This window comes from Microbacterium sp. 22303 (assembly GCF_052045265.1).
In the GTDB taxonomy this organism is placed as follows: Bacteria; Actinomycetota; Actinomycetes; order Actinomycetales; family Microbacteriaceae; genus Microbacterium.
This window is the reverse complement of the sequence record NZ_JBQEOQ010000001.1, coordinates 447,593-463,460: the sequence shown is the minus strand read 5'-3', so window position 1 is coordinate 463,460 and position 15,868 is coordinate 447,593. Positions and strand designations below refer to the sequence as shown.

The 15,868-nt window shown below is 71.6% G+C and carries 18 protein-coding genes; all 18 read left to right on the top strand.

What is annotated here, in order from left to right; translation table 11 throughout:
• The first annotated feature begins 1 nt into the window (after position 1).
• Positions 2 to 856, top strand: coding sequence for an orotidine-5'-phosphate decarboxylase (gene pyrF / locus ACTJI8_RS02235; protein ID WP_440732431.1), 855 nt, complete (start codon positions 2 to 4; stop codon positions 854 to 856).
• Positions 849 to 1,763, top strand: coding sequence for a guanylate kinase (gmk, locus tag ACTJI8_RS02230; protein ID WP_440731775.1), 915 nt, complete (start codon positions 849 to 851; stop codon positions 1,761 to 1,763). The genes pyrF and gmk overlap by 8 nt, the downstream gene beginning before the upstream one ends.
• 104 nt (positions 1,764 to 1,867) lie before the next feature.
• Positions 1,868 to 2,122 carry a DNA-directed RNA polymerase subunit omega gene (rpoZ, locus tag ACTJI8_RS02225; RefSeq protein ID WP_045273081.1) on the top strand — a complete coding sequence of 85 codons (255 nt, stop codon included), beginning with the start codon at positions 1,868 to 1,870 and terminating at the stop codon, positions 2,120 to 2,122.
• A gap of 150 nt (positions 2,123 to 2,272) precedes the next feature.
• The gene (gene metK, locus ACTJI8_RS02220) at positions 2,273 to 3,466 is read left to right on the top strand and encodes a methionine adenosyltransferase (protein ID WP_440731774.1); all 1,194 of its coding nucleotides are present in this window, start codon (positions 2,273 to 2,275) and stop codon (positions 3,464 to 3,466) included.
• 29 nt (positions 3,467 to 3,495) lie between these two features.
• On the top strand, positions 3,496 to 5,460 hold the full coding sequence (locus ACTJI8_RS02215) for a primosomal protein N' (protein WP_440731773.1): 1,965 nt from the start codon (positions 3,496 to 3,498) through the stop codon (positions 5,458 to 5,460).
• A 57-nt stretch (positions 5,461 to 5,517) separates the two neighbouring features.
• Positions 5,518 to 6,477, top strand: a complete 960-nt coding sequence (locus ACTJI8_RS02210; RefSeq protein ID WP_440731772.1) for a methionyl-tRNA formyltransferase — start codon at positions 5,518 to 5,520, stop codon at positions 6,475 to 6,477.
• Positions 6,474 to 7,967, top strand: coding sequence for an RsmB/NOP family class I SAM-dependent RNA methyltransferase (locus ACTJI8_RS02205; RefSeq protein ID WP_440731771.1), 1,494 nt, complete (start codon positions 6,474 to 6,476; stop codon positions 7,965 to 7,967). Before ACTJI8_RS02210 ends, ACTJI8_RS02205 begins: the two co-directional genes overlap by 4 nt.
• Before the next feature lie 60 nt (positions 7,968 to 8,027).
• On the top strand, positions 8,028 to 8,723 hold the full coding sequence (gene rpe, locus ACTJI8_RS02200) for a ribulose-phosphate 3-epimerase (protein WP_440731770.1): 696 nt from the start codon (positions 8,028 to 8,030) through the stop codon (positions 8,721 to 8,723).
• Complete coding sequence (locus tag ACTJI8_RS02195) at positions 8,720 to 8,983, top strand: phosphoribosyl-ATP diphosphatase (RefSeq protein ID WP_440731769.1); 264 nt, start codon at positions 8,720 to 8,722, stop codon at positions 8,981 to 8,983. The genes rpe and ACTJI8_RS02195 overlap by 4 nt, the downstream gene beginning before the upstream one ends.
• 55 nt (positions 8,984 to 9,038) lie before the next feature.
• Positions 9,039 to 9,881: an ATP phosphoribosyltransferase gene (hisG, locus tag ACTJI8_RS02190; RefSeq protein ID WP_440731768.1), complete on the top strand. Its 843-nt coding sequence runs from the start codon at positions 9,039 to 9,041 to the stop codon at positions 9,879 to 9,881.
• On the top strand, positions 9,881 to 10,642 hold the full coding sequence (gene hisF / locus ACTJI8_RS02185; RefSeq protein WP_440731767.1) for an imidazole glycerol phosphate synthase subunit HisF: 762 nt from the start codon (positions 9,881 to 9,883) through the stop codon (positions 10,640 to 10,642). Before hisG ends, hisF begins: the two co-directional genes overlap by 1 nt.
• Positions 10,639 to 11,037, top strand: a complete 399-nt coding sequence (gene hisI, locus ACTJI8_RS02180) for a phosphoribosyl-AMP cyclohydrolase (protein ID WP_440731766.1) — start codon at positions 10,639 to 10,641, stop codon at positions 11,035 to 11,037. Before hisF ends, hisI begins: the two co-directional genes overlap by 4 nt.
• Entirely contained in the window at positions 11,037 to 11,615 is a 579-nt protein-coding gene (locus ACTJI8_RS02175) for a Trp biosynthesis-associated membrane protein (protein WP_440731765.1), read from the top strand. The genes hisI and ACTJI8_RS02175 overlap by 1 nt, the downstream gene beginning before the upstream one ends.
• A 94-nt stretch (positions 11,616 to 11,709) precedes the next feature.
• Entirely contained in the window at positions 11,710 to 11,940 is a 231-nt protein-coding gene (locus tag ACTJI8_RS02170) for a DUF6704 family protein (protein ID WP_440731764.1), read from the top strand.
• A 2-nt stretch (positions 11,941 to 11,942) separates the two neighbouring features.
• Entirely contained in the window at positions 11,943 to 12,719 is a 777-nt protein-coding gene (gene trpC, locus ACTJI8_RS02165) for an indole-3-glycerol phosphate synthase TrpC (protein WP_440732430.1), read from the top strand.
• Positions 12,716 to 13,939: a tryptophan synthase subunit beta gene (gene trpB / locus ACTJI8_RS02160; RefSeq protein WP_440731763.1), complete on the top strand. Its 1,224-nt coding sequence runs from the start codon at positions 12,716 to 12,718 to the stop codon at positions 13,937 to 13,939. Before trpC ends, trpB begins: the two co-directional genes overlap by 4 nt.
• Complete coding sequence (gene trpA, locus ACTJI8_RS02155; RefSeq protein WP_440731762.1) at positions 13,936 to 14,724, top strand: tryptophan synthase subunit alpha; 789 nt, start codon at positions 13,936 to 13,938, stop codon at positions 14,722 to 14,724. Before trpB ends, trpA begins: the two co-directional genes overlap by 4 nt.
• A 29-nt stretch (positions 14,725 to 14,753) precedes the next feature.
• Entirely contained in the window at positions 14,754 to 15,755 is a 1,002-nt protein-coding gene (gene lgt / locus ACTJI8_RS02150; RefSeq protein WP_440731761.1) for a prolipoprotein diacylglyceryl transferase, read from the top strand.
• The last annotated feature ends 113 nt before the right edge of the window (positions 15,756 to 15,868 follow it).

Sequence of the window (15,868 nt, the reverse complement as noted above, 5' to 3'; positions counted from 1 at the left end):
AGTGACATCCTTCGGAGCGCGACTGCGCAAGGCGCTCGACACGCACGGTCCGCTGTGCGTGGGGATCGACCCGCATGAGGCGCTGCTGGACGCCTGGGGCCTGCCTCAGACGGCCGACGGCGTGCGGGCGTTCGGACTCGCGACGGTCGATGCCGCCGCGGGGCGCGTCGGCATCGTCAAGCCGCAGGTGTCGTTCTTCGAGCGCTTCGGATCCCGGGGGTTCGCCGCGCTCGAAGACGTGATGTCGGCGGCGCGTGCGGCGGGGCTCCTGGTCGTCGCCGACGCGAAGCGCGGCGACATCGGCACCACCATGGCCGGATACGCGCAGGCATGGCTCGAGCCGGGCTCACCGCTCGAGGCCGACGCGCTCACGATCAGCCCCTACCTCGGCGGCGGGTCGCTCGCTGAGGCGATCACGCGCGCGCTTCCCGCGGGCAAGGGCGTCTTCGTGCTCGCCGCGACGAGCAACCCCGAGGGGGCGCCGGTGCAGCAGGCGCTCGTGCCGGCAGCGCTCGCTGTCACGCCGGGGGAGACCACCGCGCTGCGCATCACCCGGGATGTGACGGCGTACGACTCACCGCAGGGCGGGCTCGGATCCGTCGGCCTGGTGGTCGGGGCGACCATCGACCGAGAGGATTTCGGACTGGACGATGAGACGCTGCGCACGGTGCCGCTGCTGGCCCCGGGATTCGGCGCGCAGGGCGCGACACCCGCGGATCTGCGCTCGAGATTCGGTACGCTGGCAGGTAACGTCCTGGCTTCCGAAAGCCGGAGCATCCTGTCCGCTGGTCCGGACCGGATCGCAGCGACGATCGAAGAGCGCGCCGCGCGCTACCAGGAGGTCATGGGTGGTTGAACCGGCAGGACGCGCAGTCCCCGAGGTCGATCGCGTCGCCGCCGCTCGTCGAGCGGTCGAACGCCGCCGCGCGCGCGCATCGCTGAAACGCGATCTCACCATGCGGGTGACCGCGCCGCAGGACGTGCTGGCCGCGGCCGCGGCCGACCCGCATTCCACAGCGGGAACGCTGCGCGTGCCGGACTTCCTGACGGCTCTGCCCGCGATCGGCGCGGGCAAGCGCGATCGCATCCTCGCCGACCTGCAGATCTCCCCGGTCAAGCGGCTCGGGGGCCTCGGGTCGCGGCAGCAGCAGGCGCTGCGTCACTGGGTCGACACGCGCTTCCCGCAGCCCGTGCCCCGCGCCGGCCGGAGCCGGCTGCTCGTGCTGGCCGGACCCACTGCGGTGGGCAAGGGCACGGTGGCCGCGCACATCCGCGAGAATCACCCCGAGATCCACCTCTCCGTCTCCGCGACCACGCGCGCACCGCGCCCGGGGGAGCAGGACGGCGTGCACTACTTCTTCGTGGACGACGCCGAATTCGATCGCATGATCGCCGCGGGCGAGCTGCTCGAGCACGCCACCGTGCACAACCGGTTCCGCTACGGCACTCCGCGCCGGCCCATCGATGCGGCCCTGGCCGAGGGCAAGACCGTCCTGCTGGAGATCGACCTGCAGGGCGCCCGTCAGGTGCGGGCTGCGGATCCCTCCGCGAACCTCGTGTTCCTGCTGCCGCCGTCCTGGGACGAGCTCGTGCAGCGTCTGGTCGGTCGCGGCACGGAGGACGCCGAGGAGCGCGCCCGGCGTCTGCGCACTGCGAAGGTCGAATTGGCCTCTCAGTCGGAGTTCGATCACCGCGTCGTGAACGAGGACGTCGCCACGGCCGCCCGCGAGGTCGTAGAATTGTCTTCGGCGTCTGCGCGCTGACGGATCCATCCGGTTCCTGAGCCTGTCGAAGGGCTCGAAGGGCGCGCACGCCCGAATTCTTCGCGACATGCGTCGCCGAACATCCCACCAACAGGAGGTCCACCATGGCCGGACACAACAACGGCATCATCGACCCGCCCATCGACAACCTGCTCGACCGTGTCGAGTCCAAGTACGAGCTCGTCATCTACGCGTCCAAGCGCGCGCGCCAGATCAACGACTACTACTCCGACCTGCACGAGGGCAACCTGTTCGACAACGTGGGTCCGCTGGTCGACTCCTCCGTCGAGGACAAGCCGCTGACCATCGCGCTGCACGAGATCAACGAGGACAAGCTCCGCATCCGCCACGCGGAGTGAGCTGACCCTCCGCCGGCACGACGCAAGGGAGCCGCCGTCATCCCGTCCGTGGATGTCGGCGGCTCCGTCCATACTGGGCATGGGCGCACCGACCTGTTGCCAGGGGCGCAACCCGTCCCGCCCGACCGCCCTCCACACCAAGGAGCACCGATGAGCGCGCTGCGTCTGTTCACCTCCGAGTCCGTCACCGAGGGGCACCCCGACAAGATCTGCGACCAGATCTCCGACTCGATCCTGGACGGCCTGCTCACGGTGGACACCGGAGCACGCGTCGCGGTGGAGACGCTCGTCACCACGGGCCTCGTGCACGTCGCCGGCGAGATCCGGACCTCGGGCTACGTCGACATCCCCACGATCGTCCGCGACGTCGTCAACGGCATCGGCTACACCTCGAGCGACACCGGATTCGACGGCTCCTCCTGCGGCGTGAGCGTCTCGGTCGGGGAGCAGTCGGCGGACATCGCGAGCGGCGTCGACCAGGCGCACGAGCACCGCGAGGGCGGCTCCTCCGACCCGCGCGATCTCCTGGGCGCGGGCGATCAGGGCATCATGTTCGGCTTCGCCACGACCGAGACCTCGCAGCTCATGCCGATGGCGGCGTGGACCGCGCATCGCCTGGCGGAGCGCCTGACCGAGGTGCGCCGCGACGGCACGCTGCCGTTCCTGCGTCCCGATGGCAAGACCCAGGTGACACTGGGCTACGACGGCTTCACCCCGAAGACGGTCGACGCGGTGGTGCTGTCCACTCAGCACAACCCGGAGATCTCCCAGGAGGAGCTCAAGGCGCTCGTCCGGGAGCACGTGATCGACCCTGTGCTCGCGACGACGGGCCTCGACCTCGATGGCGTCATGCACTACATCAACCCGGCCGGCCCCTTCGTGACCGGCGGTCCGAAGGGCGATGCGGGGCTGACGGGTCGCAAGATCATCATCGACACCTACGGCGGCGCGTCACGGCACGGGGGCGGCGCCTTCAGCGGCAAGGACCCGTCCAAGGTCGACCGTTCGGGTGCCTACGCGATGCGCTGGGTCGCCAAGAACGCGGTCGCGGCGGGGCTCGCCGATCGGCTCGAGGTGCAGGTCGCGTACGCGATCGGCGTGGCGCAGCCCGTGGGGCTGTACGTCGAGACGTTCGGCACCGGCGCCGTGGACGACGAGACGATCACCCGCGCGATCCGCTCGGTGTTCGACCTGCGCCCGCAGGCGATCATCGAGGAGCTGGATCTGCTGCGCCCGATCTACGCCGCCACCGCCGCATACGGGCACTTCGGCCGTGAGCTGCCGACGTTCACCTGGGAGCAGACGACGCGCGTCGACGACCTGCGCCGCGCCGCCGGACTCTGATCGACCCCGTTCACCCGCAAGCTCCGCTCGTGCCCCGGCCGATCGCCCGCGTACTGCTGGACTCGCCGGTCCCGCAGCTGGATCGACTGTTCGACTACGCCATCCCGGCGGAGCTGATCGATGATGCCCTGCCGGGGGTGCGGGTACGGGTTCCGCTGCGTTCCGCGGGGCGCGTCATCGACGGGTACCTGGTCGAGGTGGCCACGGAGGACGACGACGCCCGGACACTGGCGGAGGTCGACGCCGTGGTGTCCCGCGCCCAGGTGCTGCCCGAGCCGCTCTGCACCCTCGCCCGTCGCGTGGCGGACCGCGCCGCAGGCAGCGCATCCGATGTGCTGCGGCTGATCGTGCCCAAGCGACAGGTCCGCGTGGAGAAGGCGTGGCTGGCGGCAGCCGGGGAAGCGGAGGGCGACAGTGCCGCAACCGCGCAGGCGACGGTCCCCGCCGTCTCCGAGACGATCGCGCGGTACGCCGGTCTCGCCGATGTGCTCGCGGACTCCGGCCGGGCGGCCGTGGAGGCGATCCCGCGCCTGGCCGCCGACGATCTGCCGGAGTGGACCCGGTTGCTGGCCGCTGCGGCTGCGCACACGCTGGCGGGCGGCGCCTCGGCGATCCTGGTCGTCCCCGACTACCGCGACCTCGACCTGCTGCTCGCCGCCCTCGACGTGCTCGCGCCCGACGCCCCCATCGCCCGCCTCGACTCCCGGCAGACGGGCCCCGACCGCTACCGCGCGTACCTCCGCACGCTCGAGGACGCCCCCTGCATCGTGGTCGGCAACCGCTCCGCCGTGTACGCCCCGGTGCGAGCGGGCCTGGTGATGCTGTGGGACGACGGCGACGGGCTGCTGGCCGAGCCGCTCGCGCCCGGTGCGCATCCCCGAGATGTCGCTCTGCTGCGGCAGGAGCAGGAGGGATCCGCCCTCTTGTTCGCCGGCCACACCCGCACGACCGACGTGGAGCGCTTGGTCGAGACCGGGTGGATCCGGGCGATCACGGCCGCCAAGCGGCAGCTGCCGCGCGTGGTCCTGGACTCCACCGAGGATCTGGACCGGCGCGGTCAACGCCTGCCGTCCCGGGCGTTCCTCACGGCACGGGAGGCCGCCGCGACCGGACCTGTGCTGCTGCAGGTGGCGCGACCGGGGTTCTCGCCGACGCTCGTGTGCGCGTCGTGTCGCGCGCCGGCCCGCTGCGGAGCCTGCGGAGGGCCGCTCGGTGCCGCGCATCGCGGGGCGACACCGGTGTGCGCCTGGTGCGGACGCGGGGCGCGCCTCTGGGCGTGCAGCTCCTGCGGCGGGGAGAAGGTGCGTCTTGCCGCATCCGGCAGTGAGCGGACCGCGGAGGAGCTGGGGCGCGCGTTCCCGGGGATCCGCGTGATCGTCGCCGACGGCAACCATCCGGTGGTCCGTGTCGACGCGAAGCCGGCCCTCGTCGTCGCGACCCGCGGCGCCGAGCCTCTGGCCGAGGGAGGCTACCGGGCGGTCGTGCTGCTCGACGGCTCCCGGATGCTGCAGGCGCCGGAGCTGCGGATCGGGGAGTCCTGCCTGCGCTGGTGGTCGAACGCGGCCGCCCTCGCCGCGCCCGGAGCGCCGATCCATCTCGTCGGCGTCGACGGTGCCGTGGCTCGTGCTCTTGCGACCTGGTCCCAGGCGTCGTACGCGCGGACGGAGCTCGCCGAGCGCGCGCCGCTGCGCATGCCGCCGTCCGTGCGCGTCGCCCAGGTCGAGGGCACCGGCGCCGCCATCCGTCGCGCCCTCGACGACATCGCCGCGCTGCAGCTGCCGCCGGACGCCGTGCTGGGGCCCGTACCGATCGAAGGCGACGACGACGGCCGGGAGCGCGCGCTCGTGCGGTTCCCCTACGCCGAGGGCGCGCGCGTGGCGGGCGCGCTCCGCGCCGCCGTGATCGCCGAGGCGATGGGCCGTCGCCGAGCCCGTGGCAGGACCCCACGGACTACGCTCTCGGTGAGGCTCGACGTCACCGAACCCGACCTCTGAACCACCCGATCCACCCCGTTCGTCTCGAACAACCCGCAGCACCTTCGAAGGACCCTCATGCGTCTCGTCTTCGCCGGCACTCCGGCGGCCGCCGTACCCACCCTCCGTCGCCTCGCCGGCGAGCACGAGATCGTCGCGGTCGTGACCCGCCCCGACGCGCCGCTCGGGCGCAAGCGGATACTCACCCCTTCGCCGGTCGCGCAGGAGGCCGATGCGCTCGGGATCCCGGTGATCAAGGCCGCGCGCCTGGACGAGGAGGCGACGGGTCGGATCACGGCGCTGCGCCCCGAACTCGGTGTCATCGTCGCCTACGGCGGCCTCGTGCGCGAACCCCTGCTGAGCGCCCCCGAGCACGGCTGGATCAACCTGCACTTCTCCCTGCTGCCGGCCTGGCGCGGGGCCGCCCCGGTGCAGCGGGCGCTCATCGCGGGGGACGCGGAGCTGGGCGCCACGGTGTTCCAGCTCGTCCCTGCGCTCGACGCGGGGGACGTGCACGCGATGCGGGTGTACCCCGTAGCCGGCAACGCCACCGCGGACGACGCGCTCGCCTCCCTCGCCATCGACGGTGCCGGGCTCACGGCGGAAGCCGTCGGCGCCATCGCCGGTGGCACCGCTCGCCCCGTGCCGCAGCAGGGCGAACCCACGCACGCGGCGAAGCTCGGCCTCGAGGACGGCCTGCTGGACTGGACCGAGCCCGCCGACATGGTGTTCGCCCGTTACCGCGGCGTCACCAGCGAGCCGGGTGCGCACACGGCCATCGACGGGGCGCCGCTGAAGGTGCGCGAGCTCGCGCGGACGCATGATGCGGATCCGCTGGCGCCGGGCGTATTGCACGGGATCAAGGGCGGCGTGCTCGTGGGCACCGGCAGCGCGCCACTGCTGCTCGTGCGCGTGCAACCGGCGGGGAAACCCGCGATGGCCGCCGCGGACTGGTTCCGCGGCCTGCGGGCCAGCGACGGCGAGACCGTGCGGTTCGACGCCGCCGCGCCCTCGAGCGAGCAGAGCGACGCACGATGAGCGGACAGGGACGGCAGCACGGCGACGGCCGCCGGGGCCCGAAGCGGCGCGCGGACGGTCAGGGCGCACCGCGCCGGCAGAACACCGGCGGAGCGACGCAGCACTCGGCGTCGCGGAACGCGCGTCCCCGCGACGTGCAGCCTGCGCGTCGCGTCGCGTACGACGTGATCCGCGCTGTCAGCACCTCCGATGCCTACGCCAATCTGCTGCTGCCGGGGGCGATCCGCGATGCGGGACTGAACGCTGCGGACGCGGCCCTCGCGACCGAGCTGACATACGGGACGCTGCGCCGTCTGGGCACATACGACGCCATCATCGCCGCCGCGGCCGGACGCGAAGTCGCCGGCATTGATGCTCCGGTGCTCGACGCCCTCCGCCTCGGTGCGCACCAGATCCTCGCCACCCGGGTCGCGACGCACGCGGCCGTCAACGAGTCGGTGAATCTGGTGGCCCTGGAGAGCGGGCGCGGCGCGTCGGGGTTCGCGAACGCGGTGCTGCGCAAGGTCGCCGCGCGCACGCAGGAGGAATGGCTCGACGCCGTCACGGCAGCGGCGCGCTCCGACGACGAGCGCCTGGGGCTCCGCTACGCGCATCCGGTCTGGATCATCCGCGCCCTGCGCCGTGCTCTCGCGGCCGAGGGGCGGGAGGACGAGCTCGAGGAGCTTCTCGCGGCGGACAACGTGGCTCCCGAGGTCACGCTCGTCGCGCTGCCCGGACTTGCAGAACCGCGCGAGCCCCGGCGGCCGTACGCACCGACGGCATTCGGATCCGAAGGCGGAGACCCCGGAGCGACCGTCGCCGCGAACAAGGGCAGGGTGCGCGTGCAGGACGAGGGGTCGCAGCTCGTCGCCCTCGCGCTCGTCGGCGTCCGGCCTGTGGCGGCGGGGGAGCGCTGGCTGGATCTCTGCGCCGGCCCCGGCGGCAAGACCGCCCTGCTCGCCGCGGAGGCGCTGCGCGGCGGGGCGACACTCGACGCGAACGAGGTGGCGCCCGCCAGGGCGGGACTGGTGCGCAAGGCAGTCGCCGCGGTGCCGCTGCGCGTCGAGGTCGCCGAGGAGGACGGCCGCGTGCTCGCCGCCGAGCGCCCTGCAGCCTATGACCGGATCCTGCTCGATGCGCCGTGCACGGGACTCGGAGCGCTGCGGCGCCGCCCGGAGGCGCGCTGGCGCAAGACCGCCGCCGACGTCCCCGAACTCGCCGCGTTGCAGGAGGAGCTGCTCTCGGCTGCCCTCGGCGCGCTGAAGCCCGGCGGGATCCTCGCCTACGTCACGTGCTCCCCGCACCTGGCCGAGACCGCAGCGGTCGTGCAGACTGTGCTCCGCGACCGGGACGACGTGCACGAGCTCGATGCCCGTGAGGCACTCGGTGCCGTGTCGCAGCAGCCGATCGATCTGCCGGAGCCGTCGAACGGATCCGGTCACGCGCAGCTCTGGCCGCACCGGCACGGCACCGACGCGATGTTCCTGTCGCTGCTCGTCAAGGACGCCTGAACCGCCATCGGACGGCGGCATCGGTACGATCGCGGCGGCGGGCACCGGGATAATGGGCGCATGCCCGCATCCCGCGCCGAACTGCCCGCAGCCCCCCGGATCAATCCCTCGATCCTCGCCGCCGACTTCGTGAACATGCAGGCGGATCTCGCCCGCATCGCGACGGCGGACTTCGCGCACGTGGATGTGATGGACAACCACTTCGTGCCCAACCTCACCTTCGGGCCGCAGATGGTCGAGCGCATCCAGGCGACGAGCCCGATCCCGCTCGACGTGCACCTGATGATCACGGATCCGGACCGCTGGGCGCCGGGCTATGCGGAACTGGGTGCGGCGAGCGTCACCTTCCACCTCGAGGCGGCGTCCGACCCCGTCGCCCTCGCACGCTCCCTGCGCAGCATCGGCGCCAGGGCGGGCGTCGCGATCAAGCCGGGCACGGCGGCGGAACCGCTCTACGACATCCTCGGCGAGTTCGACCAGATTCTCGTGATGACCGTGGAGCCCGGCTTCGGCGGGCAGGGCTTCATGCCCGAGACGATGCCCAAGCTGCGAGCCCTGGCCGACGAGGCGAAGCGGCGCGGCTCCGACGTCTGGCTGCAGGTGGACGGCGGGATCTCGGATGCGACGATCGCGCAGGCCGCTGCCGCAGGCGCCGACACGTTCGTCGCCGGATCCGCCGTCTACGGCTCCCGCGACATCGAAGCCGCCGTCACGCGGCTCCGGGGTCTCGCACGAGCCGGTAGCCTGGGAGGGTGAAGACCTTCGACGAACTGTTCGCCGAGCTGAGCCGCAAAGCGGCCGAGCGCCCGGAGGGATCCGGGACGGTGCGCGAGCTCGACGCGGGCGTGCACACGATCGGCAAGAAGATCGTGGAAGAGGCGGCCGAAGTGTGGATGGCCGCAGAGTACGAGAGCGACGAGGCTGCGGCCGAGGAGATCTCCCAGCTGCTGTACCACCTGCAGGTGCTGATGCTGGCCAAGGGAATGACCCTGGAGAACGTCTACCGACATCTGTGAGGCGCCCCGACGGGGCTCCTTTCGCACACAGATCGCTTCGAACGAAAGACCTCCCATGCTGCGCATTGCCGTCCCGAACAAGGGATCGCTGTCCGAGACCGCCGCCGAGATGCTCGCCGAAGCCGGATACGCCGGCCGCCGCGACACCAAGACCCTGCACGTGATCGACGCCGACAACGACGTCGAATTCTTCTTCCTCCGTCCTCGCGACATCGCCACCTACGTCGCCTCGGGCGCGCTGGACGTCGGCATCACGGGACGTGACCTGCTGCGCGATGTGCGCCGCCCGGACGCCCGTGAGATCGAGCAGCTCGGCTTCGCCCGCTCGACGTTCCGCTTCGCCGCCCCGCCCGGACGGTTCAAGACGCTGGAGGACCTCAACGGCGTGCGCGTCGCCTCCGCCTACCCGGGGCTCGTCGACGACTACCTGCGCGAACACGGCGTCACCGCGGAGCTCGTGCCGCTCGACGGCGCGGTCGAATCGGCCGTGCGCCTGGGCGTCGCCGACGCCATCGCCGATGTCGTGGAGACCGGCACCACGCTGCGCCAGGCGGGTCTGGAGATCTTCGGCCCGGTGATCATCGAGTCCGAAGCGGTGCTGATCAGCCGCCCCGGCGACGCCGAGGGCACCGAGAAGCTGCTGCGCCGCCTCCGCGGCGTCATGGTCGCCCACCGGTTCGTGCTGCTGGACTACGACCTGCCGGCCGATCTCGTCGAGCAGGCGGCCGCGATCGCGCCAGGGCGCGAGTCCCCGACGGTGTCGCCGCTGCGGGACCCGGCCTGGGTCGCCGTGCGGGTGATGATCCCGCGCCGTGGCATGAACCAGGTGATGGACCAGCTCTACGCGCTCGGCGCACGGGCCATCCTCGTCACCGCGATCCACGCCGCGAGGCTCTGATGTCGCTCACCGCGCGCGTCATCCCGTGTCTCGATGTGGCCGCCGGCCGCGTCGTCAAGGGCGTGAACTTCGAGAACCTGCGCGATATGGGCGATCCGGTCGAGCTCGCCCGACACTATGCCGCGCAGGGCGCCGACGAGATCACCTTCCTCGACGTGACCGCGACCGTCGATGAGCGCGCCACCACCTACGACGTGGTGCGCCGCACCGCCGAAGAGGTCTTCGTGCCGCTCACCGTCGGTGGCGGCGTGCGCTCGGTCGACGACGTGGCCCGCCTGCAGGGCGTCGGCGCCGACAAGGTCGGGGTGAACTCCGCGGCGATCGCCCGTCCGGCTCTGATCGGCGAGATCGCCGACCGCTTCGGCGCCCAGGTGCTGGTGCTCTCGCTCGACATCAAGCGCAGTCCGCGCACGGCCTCCGGATTCGCCGTGACCACGCACGGCGGGCGCACCGAGACCTCCCTGGACGCCCTCGACTGGGCCCGCGAGGCCATCGAACGCGGCGCGGGGGAGCTGCTGGTCAACTCCATCGACGCCGACGGCACCAAGGACGGGTTCGACCTGGAGCTGGTGGGCCTCATGCGCGAGGTCTCCAGCGTGCCCGTCATCGCCTCGGGCGGCGCCGGAAAGGCCGAGGACTTCGCTCCGGCCATCGCCGCGGGCGCGGACGCGGTGCTCGCCGCGAGCGTGTTCCACTCCGGACAGCTGACCGTCGGCGATGTGAAGGCGGCGCTGAACTCCGCGGGGGTGACGGTGCGATGAACACGGATCTCGATGCCAGGCTCGCCGACGTGAGCTACAACGACCAGGGTCTCGTCCCCGTGATCGTGCAGCAGTGGGACACTCTCGAGGTGCTCATGATGGCCTGGGCCGACGAGGAGGCGCTGCGCCGCACGCTCACGACGGGGCGAGCCACGTACTGGTCCCGCTCCCGCCAGCAGTACTGGCGCAAGGGCGACACCTCCGGCCACGTGCAGCACGTGCGCGGCGCCCGGCTGGACTGTGACGGCGACACCGTGCTGCTGCTCGTCGACCAGATCGGCGTGGCCTGCCACACCGGCACACGCACCTGCTTCGACGGGCGCGATCTGGATCCGGTCGTCGCCGCGGCGCAGGACCGGGCTGTGGCAGACGACGCCGGGAAGGCCACGGCGTGATGCTCGCCCGCCGAGCGAAGTCGACGAGCCTGCTGCTGATCCTGCTCGCGGGCGGGATCGGGGTCCTGTCCTCGACGCAGACCTGGCTGACCGTCACCCGCGCCGACGGGGGAGAGTCGCTCGACGTCGCCGGCAACGCGGCGCTGCCCGTGCTCGCCCCGCTGAGCCTCACGGCGCTCGCGCTGTGTGCAGCCATCGCTCTCGTCGGGCCCGTGCTGCGGCGCGTGTTCGCCGCGATCGCGGTCGCTGTCGGGGCCCTCCTGCTCGTGCTGACCACGCGCATCCTGTTCCAGCATCCGCTGGATGCCGTGAGCCCCGCCCTCACCAAGGCCACGGGGCTCGCAGGGGACACGGCGCTGAAGGCCATCGTCGACGGCATCGCCGTGACCGCTTGGCCCTGGGCTGCGCTCGTCGGCTGGATCCTGCTGCTCCTCGGCGGCGGGCTGGCCCTGGTCACCGCGGGGCAGTGGCGCAGCGGCGGGCGTCGCTATCGCACCGCCCCGGCGCCGAACGACGGACCGGTGGACGCGGTGGAGAGCTGGGACGAGCTCAGCCGCGGCGCCGACCCCACCCGCTAGACCGCCTCGACGACGCCCCGCGCTGTCCGCGGTCCTCGTCGAGAAGCACGATCCCGATAGACTTGACCAGACCACCCGACGCTCGGAGGAGAACATGAGCAACCCCATCGCAGATCCCGGCCACGGACACTCGCCTGCGGCCTGGACCGCCGTGGTGATCATGCTGCTCGGATTCAGCGTGGGCACCGCCGCCTTCTTCCTCGACGTCCCCGTCGTGGTCTGGGTGGGCGTCGCGCTGATCGTCGTCGGCGCGATCGTGGGCTGGGTGCTCTCCAAGGCCGGATACGGCGCGAAGGGCCCGAAGTACCAGCCGAAGGCGCACTAATGGTGCTCGCCGACCTCACGGCCGGCGCAGTCGAGGACGCCGCCCGTCGCGAGCGGGAGCGTCCGCTGGCGATCGTGGAGCGTGCCGCACTCGATCGCGCCCCCGCCCTCGACGCACGCGCCGCGCTGGCGCCCGCGGACCGGGTCAAGATCATCGCCGAGGTGAAGCGGGCGAGCCCGTCGCGCGGCGCCCTCGCCGAGATCCCGGATCCCGCGCTGCAGGCATCCCTGTACCAGCAGGGCGGGGCGTCTGCGATCAGCGTGCTCACGGAGCAACGTCGGTTCGGGGGCAGCCTCGCCGATCTCGAGGCCGTGACCGCCGCCGTGCAGGTCCCCGTGCTGCGCAAGGACTTCATCGCCACCCCGTACCAGGTGTTCGAGGCGCGCGCCGCGGGTGCGTCCCTCGCGCTGCTCATCGTGGCGGGCCTGGACCGCGCGAATCTGGAGCGGCTGTACGCCCTCATCCTCGAGCTGGGCATGACGCCCCTCGTCGAGACGCACTCCGCCGAGGAGCTCGAGGTCGCGATCGATCTCGGTGCGCACCTCATCGGCGTGAACGCCCGCGACCTGAAGACCCTCGAGCTGGACCGCGACCTGTTCGGCCGGCTGGTCGAGCGGATCCCCTCGACGTCCGTGAAGATCGCCGAATCCGCCGTGCTCACGCCCGCCGACGTCGCGCACTACCGCGCGGCTGGCGCCGACGCGGTACTCATCGGCGAGGCGCTCGTCACCGGCGACCCCGTCGCCACCCTGCGTTCTTTCCTGGAGGCCGGATCATGAGTCTGCGCGATCAGCCGGGGCCGTTCTTCGGTGACTTCGGCGGGCGCTTCATGCCCGAATCGCTCATCGCGGCGATCGACGAGCTCACCGTGGCTTACCACGAGGCGATCGCCGATCCGGCATTCCAGTCCGAGCTCGCGACATTGCTGCACTCCTACGCCGGGCGTCCCTCGCCGATCACCGAGGTGCCGCGGTTCGCCGAGCACGCCGGCGGCGCGCGGATCTTCCTCAAGCGCGAGGACCTCAACCACACCGGATCCCACAAGATCAACAACGTGCTCGGTCAGGCGCTGCTGACCAAGCGCCTGGGCAAGACCCGGGTGATCGCGGAGACGGGCGCCGGCCAGCACGGTGTCGCCACGGCGACCGCCGCCGCGCTGTTCGGTCTCGAGTGCACGATCTACATGGGCGAGGTCGACACCGAGCGTCAGGCGCTCAACGTCGCCCGGATGCGCCTGCTCGGCGCGGAGGTCGTGCCCGTCACCACGGGATCGCGCACGCTCAAGGATGCGATCAACGACGCGTACCGCGACTGGGTCGCGACCGTCGAGACCACCAACTACATCTTCGGCACGGCGGCGGGCCCGCACCCGTTCCCGGCGATGGTCCGCGACTTCCAGAAGATCATCAGCGAGGAGGCTCGTCAGCAGCTGCTCGACGAGGCCGGGCGCCTGCCGGACGCGGTGCTCGCCTGCGTCGGCGGCGGCTCCAACGCGATCGGCATGTTCGACGCGTTCCTCGATGATGAGACCGTGCGGCTGTACGGCGTGGAGGCGGCCGGCGACGGCGTCGACACGCCCAAGCACGCGGCCTCGATCGAACGCGGTCGCCCCGGGGTGCTGCACGGCGCACGCACGTACGTCCTGCAGGACGAGGACGGGCAGACCATCGAGTCGCACTCGATCTCTGCGGGCCTCGACTACCCCGGCGTGGGGCCGGAGCACTCCTGGCTCGCCGCGATCGGCCGCGCCGAGTACATCCCCGCGACCGACGACGAGGCCATGCAGGCGCTGCGCCTGCTGAGCCGCACCGAGGGCATCATCCCCGCGATCGAGTCCGCGCACGCCCTCGCCGGCGCCATCCGCATCGGCAAGGAGCTCGGCCCCGACGCGATCCTCGCGGTCTGCCTCTCCGGACGCGGCGACAAGGACATGGACACCGCGGCCCGTTACTTCGGGCTGTACGACGAGGGCGCTGCAGAGAACGGAGTCGGCGCATGAGCCGCGTCGAAGAGGCCATCCAGCGCGCACATGACGCCGGTCGGGGCGCCTTCATCGGCTACCTCCCGGTCGGCTACCCCGACCTGCAGACCAGCATCGACGCCGCGATCGCCCTGGCGCGCAACGGCGTGGACATCATCGAGCTCGGACCGCCCTACAGCGATCCCGTGATGGACGGCGCGATCATCCAGGAGGCGACGCAGGCGGCGCTCGCGAACGGCTTCCGGATGCGCGATCTCTTCACGGCGGTCGCGGCCATCACGGCTGCCGTGGACGCCCCCGTGGTCGTCATGACCTACTGGAACCCCGTGCTGCAGTACGGCGTCGACCGCTATGCCGACGACCTGCTCGCCGCAGGCGGTGCAGGTCTGATCACGCCCGACATCACTCCCGAGGCGGCACCCGAGTGGATCGCCGCGAGCGAGCGCACGAGGCTCGACCGCGTCTTCCTCGCCGCGCCCACCTCCACCGACGCCCGCCTCGACCTGGTCGCTGCAAGCTCCACGGGCTTCGTGTACACCGTCTCGACCATGGGCATCACGGGGGAGCGGGCCGAGCTGGACAAGGCCGCCCGCACGCTCGTCGGACGCCTCAGGGAACATGGCGCCGGTCGTGCGTGCGTGGGCATCGGCATCTCCACCGCGGAGCAGATCGCGGGCGTGCTGGAGTACGCCGACGGCGCGATCGTCGGCACCGCCCTCGTGCGGGCTCTTCGGGACGGGGGCGTGGATCGGCTCGCGGAGGTCACCCGCGAACTCGCCAGGGGCACCGCGATCGCACGGTGACGGCGCTCTGACGACGTAGACTCGTGACCATGCCCTTCGCGCTCCAGAACGCTCTCATCGGCGTGCATGCCAGCATCCCGAGCCCGCCGATCAGCTACTTCCAGGTCGGGCCGCTGCAGATCCACTTCTACGCGCTGTGCATCATCGCCGGCATCATCGTGGCCACGCTGCTGACCAACCACCGGCTGACGAAGCGCGGCGCGGAGCGCTGGGTCGTCGTGGACATCTGCATCATCGCGGTGCCGCTCGCCATCATCGGCGCGCGCATCTTCCACGTCGCCACGCACCCCGGCTTCTACTTCGGGCCGGACAAGAACACCTGGAACCCGTTCGAGCCCGGCTCGGTCTGGGCCATCTGGGAGGGCGGCATCGCCATCTTCGGCGCGCTCATCGGCGGCGCCATCGGCGCCTGGCTGGGCTGCAAGTGGACCGGCGTGCGCTTCTCGGCCTTCGCGGACGCGCTGGCCCCCGGCCTCATCCTCGCGCAGGCGTTCGGCCGCTTCGGCAACTGGTTCAACCACGAGCTGTTCGGCCTGCCCACCGACCTCCCCTGGGGCCTGGAGATCGAGTCGACGAACTCCGCCTTCCCGGCGGGACTCGCCCCCGGGACCCTGTTCCACCCCACGTTCCTGTACGAGGTCATCTGGAACACTCTGGGCTGCCTGTTCCTGCTCTGGCTCGGCCACAAGCTGCGCCTGCAGTGGGGCAAGCTTTTCGCCGTCTACCTGATCTGGTACGGCGCAGGACGCATGGTCTGGGAGTCGATCCGCATCGATCCGAGCGAGATCTACTTCGGGCTGCGCACGAACGTCTGGGCCGCGCTGTTCGGCGTCGTGCTGGGCATCGTCGTCCTGTTCGTGCAGACTCGCCGTCACCCCGGCTTCGAGCCTTCGCCGTACCAGCCGGGTCGGGAGCCGAGCACCGCTGGGGTAGAATCGCAAAACCCCGATGATTTCGTCGACCTGAGCGAGCCTCAGACCGACGAGAATCGCGCGGAGGCGGACGCCACGAGCGCCGTCTCCCGCCCCTGAGAACGGCGCCGACAGGAGCCTCGCTGCGGTGGACGTACGTCCACCGGGAATATCGCACTGAACGAGCGGGCCGATGATGTCCCCGGGTTCATCAGAAATCTGAGGACGGTGAC

What these genes read in the sequence shown, in the direction of transcription:
- hisG (WP_440731768.1), top strand. Translation starts at nt 9,039, where the DNA reads ATGCTGCGCATTGCCGTCCCGAACAAGGGATCGCTGTCCGAGACCGCC.
- ACTJI8_RS02205 (WP_440731771.1), top strand. Translation starts at nt 6,474, where the DNA reads ATGAGCGGACAGGGACGGCAGCACGGCGACGGCCGCCGGGGCCCGAAG.
- hisF (WP_440731767.1), top strand. Translation starts at nt 9,881, where the DNA reads ATGTCGCTCACCGCGCGCGTCATCCCGTGTCTCGATGTGGCCGCCGGC.
- lgt (WP_440731761.1), top strand. Translation starts at nt 14,754, where the DNA reads ATGCCCTTCGCGCTCCAGAACGCTCTCATCGGCGTGCATGCCAGCATC.
- rpoZ (WP_045273081.1), top strand. Translation starts at nt 1,868, where the DNA reads ATGGCCGGACACAACAACGGCATCATCGACCCGCCCATCGACAACCTG.
- rpe (WP_440731770.1), top strand. Translation starts at nt 8,028, where the DNA reads ATGCCCGCATCCCGCGCCGAACTGCCCGCAGCCCCCCGGATCAATCCC.
- metK (WP_440731774.1), top strand. Translation starts at nt 2,273, where the DNA reads ATGAGCGCGCTGCGTCTGTTCACCTCCGAGTCCGTCACCGAGGGGCAC.
- hisI (WP_440731766.1), top strand. Translation starts at nt 10,639, where the DNA reads ATGAACACGGATCTCGATGCCAGGCTCGCCGACGTGAGCTACAACGAC.
- trpB (WP_440731763.1), top strand. Translation starts at nt 12,716, where the DNA reads ATGAGTCTGCGCGATCAGCCGGGGCCGTTCTTCGGTGACTTCGGCGGG.
- trpA (WP_440731762.1), top strand. Translation starts at nt 13,936, where the DNA reads ATGAGCCGCGTCGAAGAGGCCATCCAGCGCGCACATGACGCCGGTCGG.
- ACTJI8_RS02210 (WP_440731772.1), top strand. Translation starts at nt 5,518, where the DNA reads ATGCGTCTCGTCTTCGCCGGCACTCCGGCGGCCGCCGTACCCACCCTC.
- ACTJI8_RS02170 (WP_440731764.1), top strand. Translation starts at nt 11,710, where the DNA reads ATGAGCAACCCCATCGCAGATCCCGGCCACGGACACTCGCCTGCGGCC.
- ACTJI8_RS02175 (WP_440731765.1), top strand. Translation starts at nt 11,037, where the DNA reads ATGCTCGCCCGCCGAGCGAAGTCGACGAGCCTGCTGCTGATCCTGCTC.